The following is an 18,315-nucleotide window of genomic DNA, read 5'->3' on the forward strand; positions in this document are numbered from 1 at the left end:
GTGAAAAATTTGCCGCTCTTTATGGTTTTTTTTCGTTGTTAAAAACAATCGTGGCGGTGCTGCTCAAAACGAACGTCTTCGACTTCTATTCCGCCCTTCCTTAAATTCGCAATCAGCTGCGATAACCTTTCCGTTCCCCCTGCGAAGGTGCCTTCGCGAGTGACGACGGTCACCTTGCCGTCCGGGGAAATTGCAATTTCCGCTTTCATAGCACACCTCTTACAAATTAACCTTAATTACCAGATAGCCGTTGCTTGTGTACTGCTGTTCGTTTACCTGGCAGCTTTGCGCAATTCGCTCGGCCACTTTTTGCTGAGTAAGGACGCCGGCAACGGATTCACAGGCTTCTCTAACAGCGTCTAAAATGTCTTGCGGAACATTGTAGCCGGTAATCTGACCTTTGTTGTTGATTGATACCGGGTACCCGTTTACCCGTAGTGTTTGCTGAACTTGCTAAACCAAGCCGGTACTTTTCAACAGATTGGCGACCGCCGTTATTGCTTCCGGGGAAGCAAGCAGTTCTTTTGCCAGCCTGACGTTCATGTTTGCCACGGCAATACCGTCACAGGGCATTTAATAGACCTCCTTTCGGCAAAAAAATAAAAAAAGCCGCACTCAACAAAGATGTTGAATACGGCTCTTTTGTAAGGATTTAAATATGTCGCGGTTGAAACCGCAGTTAATGTCGCTGTTTTTTTAAGGTCCTCCAGCTTGGACAAGTACCTTATTTTAAATATACCATATAAGAATGCGAAGATAAAGAGAATAGCACTTCTTGTATAGTGTTTTTGGCGCAACTTCTTTGAACTATGCAATTAACAATTTATTTTCTTATATAGTTCTTCATGTCATAAGTATCTTCAGTAACGCCTTCATTTCTTAATTTAAATTTTTCAATTCTCCCTGTAGGTGTTCTGGGTAAACCCTTAACTATTCTTATATATCTTGGTACCCAGAAGGAAGGCATGTTTTCCAAACAAAAGTTAAATATATTCTCCAGGCTAACCTCTTCACCGGGTTTTGTCGCGATAACAGCCATCACTTCATCTTCGCCTACTTCGGAAGGAGCAGGTACTACAGCCGCTTCAACTACATCAGGATTTTTAAGGAGCACCTGTTCAACTTCGTAAGATGATATATTTTCACCTTTTCTTCTAATAGCATCCTTGACCCTATCCACAAAATAAAGATAACCTTGCTCGTCAAAATAACCCGCATCACCCGTGTGGAACCACAGTCCTTTAAAAGCTTCCACTGTTTGTTTAGGCATTTCATAATATTCCAAAAATATTGTCCAGGGCATTCCCGGCCTTACAACGATTTCACCAATCTGGCCGCTTGGCAAAATGCGCCCATTATCATCCATAACTTTAACTTCTACATGAGGACCTACACGGCCACAACTTCCCGGCGGGTTATGCCCACTGATTACCAAGTTATATGGTGAGGAGACAGGAATTCCGACTTCTGTACTTCCGTAACCGCCGGTTATTGAAATATTAAACCTTTCTTTAGCCAAGCTCCATACTTCTTTTGAACAATAAGCGATGGCAACAAGCTGACCATGGTCTTTTTCCAGCGGGGAAGGCGGATTTTTAAATAACATTTCCAATATTGGGCCTACTGCGTGAAAATGAGTAACGTCATATTTTTTAATATCATGCCAAAAAGAAGACGCCGTAAATTTTTCTACCAGTATCATTCTAGCATTAGCCAGCATGGACGATATAGTTGCCAAGTCTAAAGCCATAATGTGAAAGAGTGGCAAGTAAACATAAACGGTGCTATCTTCTGTAACCCCACCGGCATCTGCCATAAACAGGGCCGTGGATATAAATTGAGCGTTGGCATCTACCACAACTTTTGAAGGTCCTGTAGTACCGGAGGTTAAAATCATGGCGCAAGGGTCCTTAGCGTACTTCATTATTTCTAATTTTGTACTGGATTGTTTGGCCATTACATCATCAAAATATACATATGGTTTTATGGGCAAATGACCGTAGGAAATATTCCCATTTCCGATGATTATAACAGTATCAATATTATTCAATTCTATCTCCACATCTTTATACGCTTTCAGAAGCCTGTAATCTATAATTAAAAATTTCGAATTTGAAGCGGATAAATTATAAATCAACGGATCTTTAATAAAGCCGGTGTTGACAGTAACCGGTATGGCTCCGGTTTTTAAGATGCCGAAATATGAGAATATCCATTCCGGTGAATTGTATGCATAAATGGCCACCTTATCATTTTCACGCACCCCAAGTTCATAAAAACCTCCAGCCAGCGAGTCACTTAAAATGTCTATATCCTCATAAGTGAAGCTTCTGCCATCTTCAAAGATAAGCCAGGTCTTATCTTTGTTTTCTTTGGCTTTCTTTTTAACCAGTTCGACAACTGTCGGGTAGCGATTTATCGCTTCTTCATAAACAGACCTGGAGAAAAATCCTTCCTTTAGCGTGGGGTTGGGAGGGAATTTGTTACTGTGCACATGTATAACCTCCGTTCTATACCATTTTTACGATACTTGAATATAATTATCGCCCCAATAAGCTTTTCTTAACTCTTTTTTCAGTATTTTCCCCGTTTGTGTTCTTGGGATTGTTTCAGCAAAGTCAATAGACTTGGGAATTTTAAATCCTGCAAGATTATCCTTACAAAATTCAATAATATCTTCTTGGGTAATTTTTACACCCGGTTTAGGGACCACAATGGCTTTAACCGCTTCACCCCATTTTTCATCGGGTACTCCAATAACCGCAGCATCTTGGATTTCATCCATTTTCAGTAATACTTCCTCAATTTCTAAGGGATAGACATTAACACCGCCGGTTATGATCATATCCTTTGCCCTATCAACTATATAATAGTAACCATCTTCATCCTGGCGCGCCATGTCACCGACTGTTGCCCATTCACCGTCGATAAAAGCTTCCTCTGTCGCTGTTGAGTTATTCCAGTATCCTCTAAATCCTCCCAATCCTCTGGAGTAAAGTAAGCCAACTTCCCCCTTCTTGACTTCTTTTCCGTCTTGATCCAACAGCCTCAATTCCACATCTTGTAATGGCTTTCCTACACAGCGTTCTTTTCTTAATTGGTCTTCATCACGAAGTGTTGTTGAAACCCCCAATTCCGTGCTTCCGTAAAACTCGTTCAATTCTGAATTTTTAAAGTATTGCTTGATCTTTAGCTTGGTGGGGGTGTGCAAAGGCGCTCCACCGGAAATAACCATTTTTAACGATGTAATATCATATTTATTTAGAACGTCTTCAGGCAGGTTTAATAATGCATTATACATTACTGGAACCATCATCATCCAATTTACCCGGTGCCTTTCGATATTTTGCAATACTTTTTCGGGCACAAAAGCCGGCATTACCACTAAAGTTCCCCCGGATACAAGTGTTGCACAGTACCAGGCGCAAGGGCCTGCATGGTACAAAGGAGCCACCGCCAGTTGCACATCACCGGAACGTACCCTCCATTCGATACACACTGTGACACCAATATGGTAGTTTTCCATATACCCCCTGACCGCTCCTTTAGGTCTGCCGGTTGTACCGGAAGTGTATAATATCATGTGTATATCAAGAGGCGATATCTGAACATCCAATTCCTCCGGGCTTGATTGGGTGATTAATTGTTCATATGATATGGTGTCTTCAAATTTGTTATCCCCTGTTACTATAACATGTTTCAAGTTACATGCTTCGCTTTGAATTGATTTTATGAGTTCCAGGTATTCCGGATTTATAACCACCGCAGTTGCGCCGCAATCATTAAGTTGATATAATAGCTCGCCAGCCTTCAAATGGCGGTTTAAGGGAGTCATTATAAACCCGCTTTTTGTGGTCGTAACAAAGGTTTCTGGAAATTCAAAACAGTTATTAAGCAACATTGCCACCCGGTCGCCTTTTTCCAGTCCCAGGTTATACAGACCGTTACCCAGGCGATTGGTCCGTTCCCACATTTCAGCCCATGTTTCCATCCTATCCTCACAAATAATTGCTTTCATATTCGGGTTTTTGGCCAGGTTCATTTTCATGCTATCCACAAGATTATTTGAATACCTTGTTTTTGGTTGACCAAATTCAAGAGGAACTTTGCTCATATTTTCTCCCTCCTAGTCATAATAAATATTAATAGGGTTGAATCAGCACCAGCTGTTCCGGGGTAATTTTCCAACTCAACCCGGTTCGTTGCCTACGATACACACTGAAGACACACAGTAGGCCGGCTGTCCTCCTAAATTGTGAGTCAGGGCCAGTTTCGGGTTTGCAATTTGCCTGTCTCCTGCCTCACCCCTGAATTGCAAGAAACATTCATATAGCATGCGTAATCCTGTTGCACCTATTGGATGTCCGAATGATTTTAGGCCGCCATCCGGGTTAACGGGTAACATGCCTGTCAGTTCAAAAAAACCATTTTCGACGTCTTTCCAACCACTACCCCGGGGGCTTAGCCTCAAGTCTTCATACAGCACCAGTTCAGTAATGGTGAAACAGTCATGAACTTCAGCAAAACTTATTTCCTGGCGAGGATTTTTAATACCCGCTTCCTGGTACGCATATTGAGCCGCATGGTAAGTTTCCCAAACAACCGTATAGTCATAGTCCCGGTGACGCTCACCATAACCAGAGCCTGCAACTATCGACAGAGCCTTGACATAAATGGGCTGCTTTGTATATTTATGGACGTCCTCAGCCCTGCAGATTATGGCGCATGATGCTCCATCCGCCACCCCGGAACAGTCCATAACACCCAGCGGGTAAGCCACCATAGGTGAATTAATGATTTTTTCAAGGGGAATTTCCTCCTGGTACTGTGCCTTTGGATTTAGCGCGCCATTGTGGTGATTTTTCCAGGCAATTTTGGCCATTATTTCCTTTAATTTTTTCATGTCGATTTTGTATTTTTCAGCATAAGCAGGCGCCAGTAAAGCAAATCGCGCCGGCGCAGTCGGTTCCGGAGCGGTGCGGTCCGAATGCACCATGGGAGTTTCAAGACCGCTATACCCACTATCTTTTAATTTTTCGGCACCAATGGCCATTACCAGATCATAAGCTCCGGAAGCCACGGCATAGCAGGCATTTCTAAAGGCGTCGGAACCGGTGGCGCACATGTTTTCCACCCTGGTAACCGGCTTGTATGGTATTTTCATGCACATGGAAAATGGTAAAGCCCCGGTGGTACTGGATGAAAACGTCCCAAACCAGTAAGCTTCAATATCTTTAAGGTCGACTCCGGAAGAGCTGCAGCATTCGCTCACTGCTTCTATGATCAGATCGTCCAAACTGCAATCCCACCTCTCGCCAAATTTGCTGCAACCCATACCGATTATCGCTACTTTGTCTTTAATGCCTCCGGCCATTTTATCCCCCCTTTCTACCTTTTCGGCATAGCCTTCCAAAAGTAAGTCACTATCCCTCCGGCTTCAAATAATCGCCGGAAAGACAACTCAAGTTCCATTCCTACCCGAATTTTTTTAATATCGTAATCGGTCATTAAACATACAAATCTACCTCCCCCTTCAAAATCTACCACGGCCATAACCGTTGGAGGGTCGGGGGAAGGGGCCAAATAATCATAGGTATATGTAGTCAAAGTAGCCTTTTTATTTAGGAATTTATAATCCTCAAACTGGTCAATGGATTGACATTGAATGCAAACCCTGTGAGGTGGAAATTGAGGAGTGCTACATACTTTACATTTAGTACCATAAAAACCCAAAATTTTTTTCAGATTTCTATGGCGATCGGGTAAAGAAGGCCGAACAAGGGGTGGTCTGCGCTGGGGTTCAAAATAAAGTAGTTGCCGCCAACGTAAATACTTGCCGTAACTCATATCCGTTTTGCAACTTGTGAGGTAACTCCCAACTCCCCGGCGGGGTGGTAACTTATAAATGCTTTCCGTTACTTCAAAAGCTATAGCGTCACTGCCTTCGCCATAAGTAATAAATAAAATTTTATCGCCCGGTCGCGATTCTTCCAGCGCGGCGACCAAGGCAATGGGAGCGCAAGCAGCACCAGCATTTCCAATCTCTTCAATTAGATTGCTTTGGACCTGCCCGGGGCTGAAGCCCATTCTAACGGCAACAGCCACTGCATCTTTAGGTTTAAGGCCGTATAATGCTACTTTTGCAAAGTCACTCGGATTTAGCCCTGTTTTCTTCATAATTGCATGTGCTGCTTCCATGGTGAACCTTGTATAACCCTGCGTATGACAGAACCTGTCTTCCCAACTGTTAATAAAACGATCCCCTTGAAATCGCCAGTTATCGTAAAAATCCACAGCAACGCTGTGCCACCCAAGTACACTGGCTATAACGTCGTCATTACCCAAAAGGAATGCCGCCGCGCCATCACCTGACAAACTCTCGTGGAGCCCGCCCGCTGCGCCCAGCCGGGTATCGCTGACCGTAACCATAATCCTTTCTCCCCTTGCTGCAGCGTCGAAAGCGGCGATCATCGCACTTGAACCGGACCTGAGGGAACCGGTGACATCCAGTGTCCTGGCATTTCTTTTCATGTCCAAGGTGCCTGCGATCATTGTCGCGCTCTGTTTTTCTCCGTGTGGTGGGGTGGTTGTCGCAAAATAAACTCCATCAAAAGTGCTTGAATCAAACCCCGAGGCGCAATCCAGGGCAGCGGCAATCGCCATGGTCAGGCTGTCCTCATCATAATTTGCCACGGCTTTATATCCATGTGGCACCGTTATACCGTAAAATTCTTTTATATGTTTGCGATCCAGCCTGTTAAAGGGAATATATGCACCATATGCCACTATGCCCACCATGATTTATAACACTTCCTTTATGGTTATATATAACCCGAATGTAACGCGAAAAAGCTATATTTAGTCCTTCCTGTAATCATAAAAGCCCCTGCCGGTTTTTTGTCCGAAGTCACCGGCCCTGACTTTGTTTCTTACTCCGATACCAACCTTGAACCTGTCTCCAAATGCTTCGACAAGCCCATCTGCAACTCTCACCATGGTATCTATACCGCTGAAATCAAATAATTCAAAGGGACCCATGGGGTGACCAAGGGCGTATTTTATTGCTTTATCGATCTCTTCCACGCTTGCAAGTTTTTCATCATAGACCTTTGTGGCTTCGACCATGAAACCTGCCAGTAGTCTGTTGACAATGAATCCCGGTGTATCTTTGCAAACGCAGGTTTCTTTACCCATCCTTTGGGCCAGATCAACTATAGCCTGCACACACCATTCTGAGGTATGTTCACCCACAGGAATCTCAACAAGTTTCATTACCTGTGCAGGGTAAAAAAAATGCATACCGATAACCTGATCGGGCCTTGTAGTAGCGGCTGCAATTTCTGTAATGCTTAATTGGGACGTGTTTGTAGCCAGTATTGCTTCCCTCTTGACAACTTCATCCAGTTTGCAAAACACCTGCTTTTTGGTGTCTATGATTTCCGGAACGGCTTCAATAACAGCGTCACAGTCACACAATGCTTTTATGTCCGTAGTGGTTTTGATTCTTGCAATTATTTCCGCGCATTTTTCCTGGGGCAGCTTGCCAGCCTGAACAGCTTTGTCAAGTAGTTTTTTAATTTTCGCGTAACCATTATCAAGGGCTTGTTTCGCCGTATCAGCCAGTATTACCTCACAACCCGCCTGGGCCGCAAGCTGGGCAATACCATGTCCCATTAATCCCGCCCCCAGAACACCAACCTTGTTAATAGTAAACAATGTCATTAAACCTTAGAACCTCCCTTAATAGACTTCGGTTATCTTTAAATATCTTCATTTTTTTAGTCTTTCACAATATGTTCGGATAGCTAAATCTTTTGTTATTTACATCAATGTGTAATTTTGGACAACAATGGCGACCTTACCAAAGGCCGCATGTTTTTATATCATGGCCAAGTGGGATTCCACATCGTCTCCCGGCAGCAAACCTGCCATGTCTTCCTGGGTCTTCGTCCTAATTTCCTTCGTCCTGCTTATCCAAGAGGTGGAACGTCAGTCATTCTCCTATAATTGTTTTATTTAATCAATTATTTGAGAAGCTCCCTGGCTATAATCATTTTTTGAATTTGAGATGTTCCTTCAACAATTTGCAGCAATTTAGCGTCACGCATAGCCTTTTCCAGCGGGTATTCACGCATGTAACCGTAACCGCCCAAAATCTGTACGGCGTTGCTAGTAACCTGCTGAGCCATGTCCGCCCCGAAACATTTGGCCATTGCGCTGTTGCGAATAACGTCCTTGCCACTGTCCAGCAGCCAAGCGGCTTTTTGATACAGTAGCCTGGCCGCTTCTATTTGCATATCCATTTCCGCCAGCATAAACTGAATGGCCTGCATGTTTGCTATGGAAGTACCGAATTGATGACGTTGCTTGGCATAAGCCCTGGCCGTCTCCAGGGCGAAAAGACTGATGCCCACCGCCATTGCGCCTATCACCGGGCGCGATACGTTGAATGACTGCATAGCAATTTTGAACCCGCCACCTTCTTCCCCAAGGCGAAAATTTTGGGGAACCTTTACGCCGGTGAAAATAACTTCACTGGTATCAGCCGCCCGGTTGCCCATCTTTTTTTCTTTTTTGCCGATGCTTACTCCGTCCCATTCACGATCAACTAGAAAAAAGGTTAACCCCCTGGCGCCTTTGTTTTTGTCCAAAGTTGCCAACACCACGTATTTGGAAGCAACGCTCCCGTTACTGATAAAGCATTTGGTACCATTTAAGATATAATATTGACCGTCCTTACGGGCCGAAGTTGATACACCCGACACATCTGAACCTGCATTAGGTTCAGTTACGCAAAAAGCCCCCAGTTCTCCGTTTTGACATAGCCCGGAAAACCACCATTTTTTCTGTTCATCATTGCCTGCTATCTCTAGAGGCTCTGATGCCAGAATGTTTGCCATGGGAGTTGCGGCGATGCCGCCGCAACCTTTGGCCAATTCTTCCATAACCATGCACCTGGTAAGATTGTCCCATGCATAACCGCCAATCTCCTCCGGTCCGGACATGCACAAGATACCAATTTCAGCCATTTTTTTAATAACGGGCCAAGGAAATTCTTCCGCCTCATCATAGTAGGATCTTACCGGTACTACTTCTTTTGCAACAAACCTGCGAACCATACTGATAATTCCTAACTGTTCGTTAGTTGGAGAAAAGTCGAAAGCCATAAAGCACCTCTATTTTCACTCAAAATTCCCATGCCGTCCTGATCCATCAGCAAAACGCTGTGCACCTTGTATGCTCTCACCGCTATTGATTACTTGTAGACCGTTCATAAATTCCAGTTTCATTGCTTTTGCAAAGTCCATATCGAAACCCTGGTAAACTGACTCCCTATCGCTACGCAAGCAGTTTTGAGGAAAACTGGCTATTTGATCAGCCAGTTTTTCTGCTTCTTCCCTGGCAGTTCCGGGTTCGACGAGCCTGTTGGCAAGCCCTATGAGGTAAGCTTCCTCCGCTGCAACCGGTCTGCCTGTAAGTATCATGTCTAGAGCGCGGCTCAAGCCAATTAGGCGCGGCAGGCGTTGGGTGCCTCCATCCACCAGTGGAACGCCAAACCTGCGACAGAAAACTCCGAACACCGCATCGCGTTCGACGACCCTTAAATCGCACCAGCAGGCAAGCTCAAGCCCGCCGGCTACGGCATAGCCGGAAACAGCCGCCACGACGGGCTTAGATAAATGCATCCTGGTGGGACCCATTGGTCCGTTCCTGGACATGTCGGTTTCAAGGCGATTGGCCAACCCTTCGTGAAACCTGGAAAGGGCTTTTAAGTCCGCACCTGAGCAGAAATTACCACCGCTTCCCCACAATACGGCAACATGTGCACCGTCGTCTTTTTCAAAAGCGTGAAAAGCGTCCGCAAGCTGATCTGCCGTTTTTTTATCGACCGCATTTTTAACTTCTGGCCGATTTATGATAACGGTATATACTTTACCTTTTTTTTCTACCAATACTTCCATGATTTTCTCCTTTTAGTTATTGTCAAACACTTCGGCAAACCAGGAAAACCCGTTGCTTAACAAATGATCGGGAAAACCAACCTTTTAAACCGCAATTGGTGACATATCAATAATGAAAGGTTATCATTTCTAGCCTCCCTTTTATATCGAACATTCATTATAAATAACTGCAAAAAGAAAGATTTTATTTGTTTATATAAACATTAATTATATTTATAAAGGCTTTTTCAATATCATCAATATCAAACGCATCCTGATCAATAATCCACTGTATTCCTATTCCCATACCCAAGCCAATTACCAATGCGGGTAAATGTTTTATTTTATCAGGATTGACCTTTCCACTGGTTACACCGTTTTGAGAGTATGTCTCAATGTATTTTCTTAAATTTTTAAAAAATTTCGCTATAACCATATTTATTTCAGGGTTATTTTTTGCCTGTCCTAAATAGTTCAAAAGAACCGCATAAAAATCCGGGTTGTCTTTAGGTACAGAGTTAATATTTTCAATGTGTTTATGTAGTTTTTCTTCAAAGGTTTCAAGAGGTTCGACTGTCTCCATAACTCTTTCATGCGACTTGGCGAATGACCTTTTGATTACCTGAAGAAGAACATCTTCTTTGTTTTTAAAATAATGATAAATGATGCCTGTGCTTACGTTCGCTTCCATCGCAATATCTTTTACCGACATATTTGAAAAACCTTTTTCAATAATACATCTTTCCGTGGCTTCGATTACTTGTTGCTTGCGTATTTCTTCCATCCCTACCTTGGGCATTTGAGTCTCCTTTTTATAATGATTGTTCAATATAAAATTATCATATTAATTTTTATCTGTCAATGTTATTTTATCTCCTGCAGTACGTTATGGTAGCAATAAGGTGAAGCCTCTCCCGCCTATAGAGGCGGGAGTCCTCTGGGCGAATCTTAATAGAAACCCGCCTCTGAAAACCCCCTTGTGGGGTGGATTTCAGAGGCGGGTTTCTATAAACATGTTTTAAAATTGCTTTCCACCTGAAATTTCCTTTTGGCTACCCAGCACAACTGTGTTTAGCCTCGCGCCGCCATCGATATCAATCTCAGCTCCATTAATGAAGCCTGCCTCCTCAGAGCACAGGAAGGCCACCAGGTGTGCCACCTCTTCCGGCGTTCCAATGCGCCGTGCCGGCGTCATAGAAACAGCGTGCTCGGTGATAGCCTGCGGCATCGCCAGAACGTTTTTCGTACCGATCAAGCCGGGTAAAACAGCATTGCAGGTGATCCCTTTGCGGGCATATTCCAAAGTGACGTTCCGGGTCAACCCAAGGAGGCCGGACTTCGTCGCGGCGTAACCCACTTGGTGATACAACCCGCCGCGAGCCGCCCCAGAAGCCATGTTGACAATGCGACCCCAACCCTTTTCGGCCATCGGCCCGATCACCGCCCGGATCATGTTGAAGGCCCCGGTCAAATTTACCGCCAACTCCCGCTCCCAGGAAGATTGTTCCATCCAGGCCAGGGGCGCGATGTTGTTGACGATGCCGGCGTTGTTCACCAGGCAACAGATGTGTCCCAATTCGCTGCGGACAGTTTCCACTCCACGCTTTACCTGCTCCGGGTCACTCACATCCACAATCGCCCAAGCGAACCTTTGCCCGGTTTCCTCTACGATACGGGCCGTATCCCGAACCTGTCCGCTGAGATCGAACATCCCGACGTCCGCGCCCTGCCGGGCAAAGACCTGCGCGCAGGCCCGCCCGATACCCTGCGCGGCGCCGGTTATTAGCACAACTTTCCCCTTTAGCTGCATTATTATCCCCCTTCCCGTCATACAACAGGCGCATTGATCTATCGTTATTTTTAATTTTCCTGTTGTCGTACGAAAGGATTGGCTGTTTACTTCTCACCCTGGCTTTTCAGCATTTCTTCCTTGATTTTGCGCTTAATGATCTTACCGCTGGGAGACATGGGCAGTTGCGACCAGAACGTAACTTGCTTGGGTACCTTGTACCCCGCCAAGTGTTCCTTGCAGAATTCAATGATTTCCTCTGCCGTCGATTCCTGGCCGGGTTTCAAGACGATATGTGCCGTAACAGCCTCTGACCAGTAGGGATGCGGCATACCGATTACCGCTGCCATGGCCACCTTGGGATTTCGGAGCAGGACACCCTCCACCTCCTGGGAAGATACATTTTCACCGCCGGTTTTAATCATGTCCTTTTTCCGGTCAACAAAATAGATGTAACCGCTTTCGTCCTGGTAACCCAGGTCACCGGTGTGCAGCCATCCGTTTCTTAGCGTCTTTTCCGTAAGCTCCATATTGCGCCAGTAACCCTTCATCACGGCCGGGCCGCGGATTACCAACTCGCCCAGTTGGCCCAAGGGAACCTCCCGGTCTTCTTCATCAAACACCTTAACCGTAACACCGGTGTCCGGAATGCCAATGGAGTTTGCTCTCGCATCGAATTCCTCCGGTATCGATGTCGTACCCACCGGCGAACTTTCAGTCTGTCCCCAGTAGTTGCGCCATTCCAAGTCGGGCTTAATAGTTTTCCATTTTTCATAGATCACCTTGGGCATAACCGCTCCGAAAGTTATGCATTTCTTCAACGACGAAATATTATACTGGTCAAAGTCGGGCAACATTGGCAAGGCATGATACAAGGTTGGGGGATAAGTCCACATGGTAACTCCTTCATCCTGCGTTTTCCGTAGAATGTTTCGCGGGTCTGGCGTATATTCTATCAACGCCTTTGCTCCCGTTGCGATGGACCCCAACAGCATCGTGGTTCCCGCAACATGGAACAGGGGCAGGTCGATAATCACAACGTCATTGCGATTGAAATCGCAGTCACACACCAGGTGCAACACGCCCATGTAATAATTCAGGTGAGTGGTGATCACACCTTTGGGAAAACCCTCGGTTCCGGTGGTATACATCAGGGTAGCCATGTCGTCCGACTCAATGTATACCTCGGGGTCCTCGGTAGAATAACGCCCATTGAAAAAGGTTTTCGCATCTATCCAGTCTTGAGGTTTGGCGTCAGTCCTGGAAAGACCAAACCAACCGAAATACTTCACGCTTGAAATTTTGTCCCGCACAGCCAGAACAGTTTCAACTAGAGCGTCTTCGACAAAGAAGGCCGTTGGTTCCGAATCATTGATAATATAGACGATCTCCTCACCCTTGAGCATAAAGTTGAGCGGTACAGGAGCTGCGCCAATCTTGGCCAGTCCAAAGCGACAATAAATATAATCCAGGCAATTATGTGTCATAAAAGCTACCCGGTCTCCCCGGCCGATGCCCATTTCCATAAAGGTTTTGGCCGCCTGGCAGCTCCTTTCGTTTAAAGTTTTGTAGCTTACTCGTTCTTTACCGGACACCAGCGCAATGCGATCACCGAAACGAAGAGCGGAACAGGTTATCAAGTCTCCCAAAGTGGCCCGATGCAATAGATTCTCGTGCAAAGGATCCATCTTTCCCTTCCTCCTTTCCCACTACAGTTTCCTGGGTTTCATTGACACATCGCCCTGACTGTAATCTCCGAAGGGCCGGTCACGCTCGGCGATGGCAGCTGCAACACCTTTTTCCTTGGCCGTGTTGACAAATTGTTTCCCTTCGGGCGTATTGCGCATATACCCATCCAGAATGGGCCCAAGATATTGGGTTGTGGCCAGTCCCATGTTGTCGTAGACCTGGTTTACGATCAGTTTCATTGCCGCCAACTGACTAGTAGGGATATTTGCGATCCGCTCGGCCCAGTAGCGCACTTTCTCGTCCAGTTCCTCCAAGGGATACGATTTGTTAATCAGGCCGATTTCCGCCGCTTCCCTGCCGCTGACTGAATCCCCGGTCAGGGCAAACATTTTAGCCCTGGTCAGCCCGAGTCGGTAAATCCACATGCCGGTGAGGTGACAGCCCCAGACCCGGGAATAAGGCGTTCCGAACCTAGCGTCATCGGAGGCGATGACGATGTCGGCCAATAGCGCCATCTCCGAACCGCCACCCACGCACCAGCCATGGATCTTGGCAATCACCGGCTTGATGCTGCGCCAGATGCTCATGAATTTTGGTACTGGCCCAACGAAGGGATTGGTCACGATCGTAAAGTCCCTGCCCGGGTTCCAATTTTCCATTGCGCCCGGTAGACCCCAGCCCTCGAAATGTTCCAAGTTGTCCGAGAAATCAAAGCCTGCGCAGAATGACCCACCAGCCCCCTGTAGGATAATCACCCGCACTTCATCGTCGGCGTTGGCCTCCGCTATGGCTTTCTCTATCTCTTCCGGCATCGGCGGCCGGATAGAGTTAAACTTTTCCGGCCGGTTTAAAGTTATCGTCGCAATGCGACCGTCCTTATCGTAGAGAATTGTTTCATAAGCCATCAATCATTCCTCCCAATTAAACTAATACCACGCCAACCCGCTCGTTTTTATTTGCGTCAGCCGGCGGTGTTTTTATTCCGTGCACCCAGTTCCGAAATGGTGGCGATGATATCCTCCCTGGCCGCGCCCGGACCGAACACCGCCGCTATTCCAAGATTTTTAAGAACCAGTTCATCTGCGGGCGTGATGACTGAGCCCCCCAAAACCACCGGGATGTCCACCCCTTCCTTTTTCATCAGTTCCATGAGTTCGGGAGTGTAATCGATATATTCCCACGAGTGGCAGCTTACGCCAATAACGTCCACATCTTCTTGAACAGCGATTCTCATCAGCTTGGAAGGTGTATTGAACCGGCCGGCGTAAATCACTTCCATGCCGCCGTCAATCAGCATTCTGGCCACTGACAATGCGCCCACTTCGTGCTGGTCGAGACCGAAAATTCCTATTAATACCCTTATCTTTCTCATTGACCGATACCTTCCACAACAGGTTTTATTAATCCATGCGGATCATAGGGATAACCGAAAGCCAGGCGAAGTATACCGGCCATTTCCCCCGTCGTTGCGCCTGCTTCCGTTGCCTCCAGCACGGCTGGTACCAGATTCTGGTTCCGGGATAAGGACAGATTGTACAACTCGCGCAGCGCCCGCTCCACCTTGCCCACGTCTCTGCTTTCCTTATACGCCATGATTTTCTTAATCCGTTCGCGACAGGGGCTAATTTTTTGTTCCGCCACATCCTTCAGCAGCATATCTTCTTCCGGCGGCAGTTGGTGAATGTTTACGCCTACCACCTTTACCGCACCTTCATCAACCTGCCTGGCATACCGTTCAATCGCTTTGTTAAAAATACTACGGAAATAACCTTTATCGGACAGAGCAGCCGGGTCACCTTTTGATTCGATATCCTGAATCATTTGCCAGATTTGCTTTTCCATTTCATCCGTCAAATACTCAACGTAATATGAGCCGCCCAGTGGGTCAACCACCCTGGTGACGCCTGTTTCCAACTCGATCACCTGCTGAGTGCGCAACCCCACCAAGTGTGATTCACCGCTCGGCGTCCTATATGCCTCGTCAAAGGCTGATATCTCCAGGGCTTGCACACCCGCCAAAACCAGTGCCAATGCCTGAACGGTCCCCCGGATAATATTGTTGAAAGGCTGCTGAGCGGTGAGGGTTAATCCGGAAGTGTGGCTGGTAATCACAACAGACCAGGAGCGCGGATCCCGGGCGCTGAATTCCTCCTTCATCATCCTGGCAAAGAGCCGACGGGTGGCCCTAATTTTGGCAATTTCTTCGAAAAAGTCCATGCTGCAGTTGAGCAGGATAGCAATGCGCGGGGCAAAGAAATCAACGGGTACCCCCCGTCTAATCATCTCCCGAACAAGGTAACGGATTTCCACAAAACCAAGCGCCATCTCCTCGACTGCAGTGAGCCCGCTCTCGCTGATAAAATAGGTATCCTCCACGAAGGAATGGAACTTTGGCATCTCAACCGCGCAAAATTCCATCACGTCGGCGGCCAGCTTTACCCTGAGGTCGAAGGGCATGTGCATGGCGTAACCGCAATCCTCCGAATAAAACGGCGCCTGGATTACCGAACCTCTCAATTTTGCGGGCGGGATACCGGCTTCCCTTGCAGCCAGAAACAGTCCCGTCAACCCGAAGATGGAGGGCAGAGAACTTGAGATGGAAATCGAATCCAGTGGTATATCTTTGAATAGCTTAAGGTAATCATCCTTGCAACAAAGTGATACCCCTTGAGTCCCAACCGCATTGGCCGCCAGCGGGTGATCGGGGTCCAGCATGGCCATCGTGGGGCTGTCGCCGATAATATCAATTCCCATTTGCCCCTTTCCGAGTAGGTACTTGATTTGCTCGTTGGACCTGGAGGGTTCCCCCTCCCCGGACAATTCCCGTTGGATCCAACCGCCCATCGACTGTGCTTGGGCACGCCGTCCCCGGGTGAAAGGGAATTCCCCCGGCTTTGAAACATCCCTGGCCCGGGTTTGCCCAATATCTTTACAATCGTAAAAATCTTTTACAGGTATTCCGGATCTGCTAAACCTTTCCATATTCCGCTATCCCCTTATACCAGCGTTTTCACAAGTTAAGTGCTCTTTTATTTGTATAATTAATTACCACTCCCTTATTAACAAATTATTACAATTGCGTCCATTGTTACAGTAAATCTACCGAACGTTCAGTAGATAAATTGTAACAATATAATTACTATTCTGTCAAGTATGTTTGTATACACCTTGTGTTCATTCTGTGATAATGTCACCTTGAAATCTTTCTGAGAAAATGTCACCCCAGTTAAGATAAAATGAAAGGATGATATTATCAATGACACAGAATGAACGAAATAAGCTTTATATTGCCCGTTGTCTAATCGACGGAAAATGACCATCAGCGAAGATGCAGAGATTTTAAGCCTAAACGAACGCCAAGTAAAACGCATTAAGAAGGGGGTCAAGGAACATTGCGAGGCGATTGTAATCCATAAAAACAGAGGCCGGAAACCTACGCATGCTTTATCTGATGAGGTTAAAAATACCGTTGTCGAGCTAAAAAAATCAGAGAAATATACAAAAGCTAATTTCTCCTATTTTCAAGAGCTCCTGGAGGAGCATGAATCGATCAGTATTAGCAAGCCTTCGGTCTACAGAATACTTGTTTCCAATGGGCTTACAAGCCCCAAGAAACATTCTAAAGTGAAACATCATAGTTGACCTCCGTTTATACAAGACTGAATGACGTTGATAACAGTAACCTTATATTTCCGGTATAGGTCACCCGCATCCTTGTTTCCTGTAATCTGTCTAACCGTTGGTAGGGAAATAAAAAAGTACGTTACCGACCCCAGGAGATGAATCAGAAACAGCGCCGGGTCCAAATGACGAAGTTTGCCCTCGCTTTTCATCCTGTCTAGCGGAAGACGCATTGCTTCCACCACGCCGGCCAGATGCATGTGCCGCGCCTTGGCGAGGCGGTCAGAGTTCTCCATTAATTCGCGCATAATAATCTGGAGATAGTTGGTATTCAACTGAGCCCATTCCATGAGCCGCTCCACCATTACCTGCACCTGTTTCGAATCGTCACCGGAATCTGTGGGTAAGTTATCGATTACCATCTTCATGCTTTCCGCAATTCGTTTTAACACTGCGGCATAGAGCTTTTCCTTAGATGGAAAATAATACAAAATAGAAGAGTTGGCGATACCGAGAGTGGCTCCAATTTCCCGCACTGACGTCCCGGAGTAGCCCTTTTTGGCGAACAATTCCTCCGCAACCAGCAGCAGCCGTTCCCGCGTATTGTCGGGACGTTCCGTTGTTTCGCCAAAAACCCCGGTTTTGACTGTTTGCCTACCTTCTTTCAGCATACAATGCGTCCTCCGTATTAATTCTTTTTGTTGATTCCACATTATTACTATACCAACGACGGCATCGCCAGTCAAAGCCTGGATCGGAGCAATTGGAGGCGGTGACTTTAAAACTTAACATAATGAATAGAGAATTATCCGAAGTCAGTCACATAAAAAAAACTCTCTGAGACACGAGAGCTGACTGACTTTGGATAATTCTATTGGACGAAACTACGGTGGGTTAGCCACTATAGGGAAATAAAAATTTTTACTCTATACTTGTTAACCGTTTTAAGTTAAGTCCGTATAATTGTGTAAAATAGGTTTCCAAAAAAATACTGGAGCCAGACAAATTCCTCAGTTAGAATTGAATTGCCAAAACAAACCTAACAAAGGAGGAATTTGCATGGCTCAATACCAGATTACCGTAAATCAGGAACTTTTGCACCGTCTATTTTTAAGCAATAACAAAGATTCTGGAGTAGCAGCCCTGTTGGAATCCGTATTGAACCAAATCTTACAGGCGCAAGCCACCGAACAACTTCAAGCTGAGCCATACGAGCGTACCGGCGAAAGGAAAGGGTACCGTAACGGTACATCCCCGCACCAACTAACCACCCGG

Annotated in this window: 17 protein-coding genes; 2 read left to right on the forward strand and 15 right to left on the reverse strand. The window is 46.1% G+C overall.

Annotation, left to right across the window (positions count from 1 at the left end):
• Positions 1–38 precede the first annotated feature (38 nt).
• The 14 genes from H569_RS22545 to H569_RS0111055 all read right to left on the reverse strand — a co-directional run bounded on the left by H569_RS22545 (position 39) and on the right by H569_RS0111055 (position 16,401).
• The gene (locus tag H569_RS22545) at positions 39–209 is read right to left on the reverse strand and encodes a hypothetical protein (protein WP_157833517.1); all 171 of its coding nucleotides are present in this window, start codon (positions 207–209) and stop codon (positions 39–41) included.
• Positions 210–823: 614 nt separating this feature from the next.
• Positions 824–2,494 (reverse strand): AMP-binding protein, encoded by a 1,671-nt coding sequence (locus H569_RS0110995; protein WP_027365033.1) that lies wholly within the window; start codon positions 2,492–2,494, stop codon positions 824–826.
• A gap of 27 nt (positions 2,495–2,521) precedes the next feature.
• Positions 2,522–4,114 carry a class I adenylate-forming enzyme family protein gene (locus tag H569_RS20130; RefSeq protein ID WP_051273595.1) on the reverse strand — a complete coding sequence of 531 codons (1,593 nt, stop codon included), beginning with the start codon at positions 4,112–4,114 and terminating at the stop codon, positions 2,522–2,524.
• A gap of 75 nt (positions 4,115–4,189) precedes the next feature.
• Complete coding sequence (locus H569_RS0111005; protein WP_238492526.1) at positions 4,190–5,413, reverse strand: acetyl-CoA acetyltransferase; 1,224 nt, start codon at positions 5,411–5,413, stop codon at positions 4,190–4,192.
• The gene (locus tag H569_RS0111010; RefSeq protein WP_238492527.1) at positions 5,389–6,786 is read right to left on the reverse strand and encodes an OB-fold domain-containing protein; all 1,398 of its coding nucleotides are present in this window, start codon (positions 6,784–6,786) and stop codon (positions 5,389–5,391) included. Before H569_RS0111010 ends, H569_RS0111005 begins: the two co-directional genes overlap by 25 nt.
• Before the next feature lie 72 nt (positions 6,787–6,858).
• Positions 6,859–7,722: a 3-hydroxyacyl-CoA dehydrogenase family protein gene (locus tag H569_RS0111015; RefSeq protein WP_027365036.1), complete on the reverse strand. Its 864-nt coding sequence runs from the start codon at positions 7,720–7,722 to the stop codon at positions 6,859–6,861.
• Positions 7,723–8,024: 302 nt separating this feature from the next.
• Positions 8,025–9,167: an acyl-CoA dehydrogenase family protein gene (locus tag H569_RS0111020; protein ID WP_027365037.1), complete on the reverse strand. Its 1,143-nt coding sequence runs from the start codon at positions 9,165–9,167 to the stop codon at positions 8,025–8,027.
• Positions 9,168–9,182: 15 nt separating this feature from the next.
• Positions 9,183–9,962, reverse strand: coding sequence for a crotonase/enoyl-CoA hydratase family protein (locus H569_RS0111025; protein WP_027365038.1), 780 nt, complete (start codon positions 9,960–9,962; stop codon positions 9,183–9,185).
• Positions 9,963–10,146: 184 nt separating this feature from the next.
• Positions 10,147–10,740 (reverse strand): TetR/AcrR family transcriptional regulator, encoded by a 594-nt coding sequence (locus tag H569_RS0111030; RefSeq protein ID WP_034630309.1) that lies wholly within the window; start codon positions 10,738–10,740, stop codon positions 10,147–10,149.
• 219 nt (positions 10,741–10,959) lie between these two features.
• A complete protein-coding gene (locus tag H569_RS20135) occupies positions 10,960–11,772 on the reverse strand; it encodes an SDR family NAD(P)-dependent oxidoreductase (protein ID WP_081410981.1) in 813 nt (270 codons plus the stop codon).
• Between the two features lie 65 nt (positions 11,773–11,837).
• Positions 11,838–13,418 carry an AMP-binding protein gene (locus tag H569_RS0111040; protein WP_027365040.1) on the reverse strand — a complete coding sequence of 527 codons (1,581 nt, stop codon included), beginning with the start codon at positions 13,416–13,418 and terminating at the stop codon, positions 11,838–11,840.
• Between the two features lie 21 nt (positions 13,419–13,439).
• A complete protein-coding gene (locus H569_RS0111045) occupies positions 13,440–14,324 on the reverse strand; it encodes a crotonase/enoyl-CoA hydratase family protein (protein ID WP_027365041.1) in 885 nt (294 codons plus the stop codon).
• Positions 14,325–14,380: 56 nt separating this feature from the next.
• The gene (locus tag H569_RS0111050; RefSeq protein ID WP_027365042.1) at positions 14,381–14,791 is read right to left on the reverse strand and encodes a cobalamin B12-binding domain-containing protein; all 411 of its coding nucleotides are present in this window, start codon (positions 14,789–14,791) and stop codon (positions 14,381–14,383) included.
• Complete coding sequence (locus tag H569_RS0111055) at positions 14,788–16,401, reverse strand: acyl-CoA mutase large subunit family protein (RefSeq protein ID WP_027365043.1); 1,614 nt, start codon at positions 16,399–16,401, stop codon at positions 14,788–14,790. Before H569_RS0111055 ends, H569_RS0111050 begins: the two co-directional genes overlap by 4 nt.
• Positions 16,402–16,731: 330 nt before the next feature.
• Here H569_RS0111055 and H569_RS22760 point away from each other — a divergent pair, with 330 nt between their 5' ends.
• Positions 16,732–17,061 carry a hypothetical protein gene (locus H569_RS22760; RefSeq protein ID WP_238492528.1) on the forward strand — a complete coding sequence of 110 codons (330 nt, stop codon included), beginning with the start codon at positions 16,732–16,734 and terminating at the stop codon, positions 17,059–17,061.
• On the opposite strand, the gene H569_RS0111065 is transcribed toward H569_RS22760, so the two are convergent.
• Positions 17,052–17,711 carry a TetR/AcrR family transcriptional regulator gene (locus H569_RS0111065; protein WP_027365044.1) on the reverse strand — a complete coding sequence of 220 codons (660 nt, stop codon included), beginning with the start codon at positions 17,709–17,711 and terminating at the stop codon, positions 17,052–17,054. The two genes, H569_RS22760 and H569_RS0111065, sit on opposite strands and share 10 nt — an antisense overlap.
• A 388-nt stretch (positions 17,712–18,099) precedes the next feature.
• Here H569_RS0111065 and H569_RS0111070 point away from each other — a divergent pair.
• A partial coding sequence (locus H569_RS0111070; protein ID WP_027365045.1) for a transposase occupies positions 18,100–18,315 on the forward strand: 216 nt, incomplete at its 3' end.

It is taken from the genome of Desulfotruncus alcoholivorax DSM 16058 (genome assembly GCF_000430885.1).
GTDB lineage: Bacteria > Bacillota > Desulfotomaculia > Desulfotomaculales > Desulfallaceae > Desulfotruncus > Desulfotruncus alcoholivorax.

Bases quoted from the DNA above. Each gene is read 5' to 3' on its own strand.
- H569_RS22760 (WP_238492528.1), top strand. From the start codon at position 16,732: ATGACCATCAGCGAAGATGCAGAGATTTTAAGCCTAAACGAACGCCAA.
- H569_RS0111055 (WP_027365043.1), bottom strand. From the start codon at position 16,401: ATGGAAAGGTTTAGCAGATCCGGAATACCTGTAAAAGATTTTTACGAT.
- H569_RS22545 (WP_157833517.1), bottom strand. From the start codon at position 209: ATGAAAGCGGAAATTGCAATTTCCCCGGACGGCAAGGTGACCGTCGTC.
- H569_RS20130 (WP_051273595.1), bottom strand. From the start codon at position 4,114: ATGAGCAAAGTTCCTCTTGAATTTGGTCAACCAAAAACAAGGTATTCA.
- H569_RS0111030 (WP_034630309.1), bottom strand. From the start codon at position 10,740: ATGCCCAAGGTAGGGATGGAAGAAATACGCAAGCAACAAGTAATCGAA.
- H569_RS0111040 (WP_027365040.1), bottom strand. From the start codon at position 13,418: ATGGATCCTTTGCACGAGAATCTATTGCATCGGGCCACTTTGGGAGAC.
- H569_RS0111025 (WP_027365038.1), bottom strand. From the start codon at position 9,962: ATGGAAGTATTGGTAGAAAAAAAAGGTAAAGTATATACCGTTATCATA.
- H569_RS0111065 (WP_027365044.1), bottom strand. From the start codon at position 17,711: ATGCTGAAAGAAGGTAGGCAAACAGTCAAAACCGGGGTTTTTGGCGAA.
- H569_RS0111020 (WP_027365037.1), bottom strand. From the start codon at position 9,167: ATGGCTTTCGACTTTTCTCCAACTAACGAACAGTTAGGAATTATCAGT.
- H569_RS20135 (WP_081410981.1), bottom strand. From the start codon at position 11,772: ATGACGGGAAGGGGGATAATAATGCAGCTAAAGGGGAAAGTTGTGCTA.
- H569_RS0111015 (WP_027365036.1), bottom strand. From the start codon at position 7,722: ATGACATTGTTTACTATTAACAAGGTTGGTGTTCTGGGGGCGGGATTA.
- H569_RS0111050 (WP_027365042.1), bottom strand. From the start codon at position 14,791: ATGAGAAAGATAAGGGTATTAATAGGAATTTTCGGTCTCGACCAGCAC.
- H569_RS0111045 (WP_027365041.1), bottom strand. From the start codon at position 14,324: ATGGCTTATGAAACAATTCTCTACGATAAGGACGGTCGCATTGCGACG.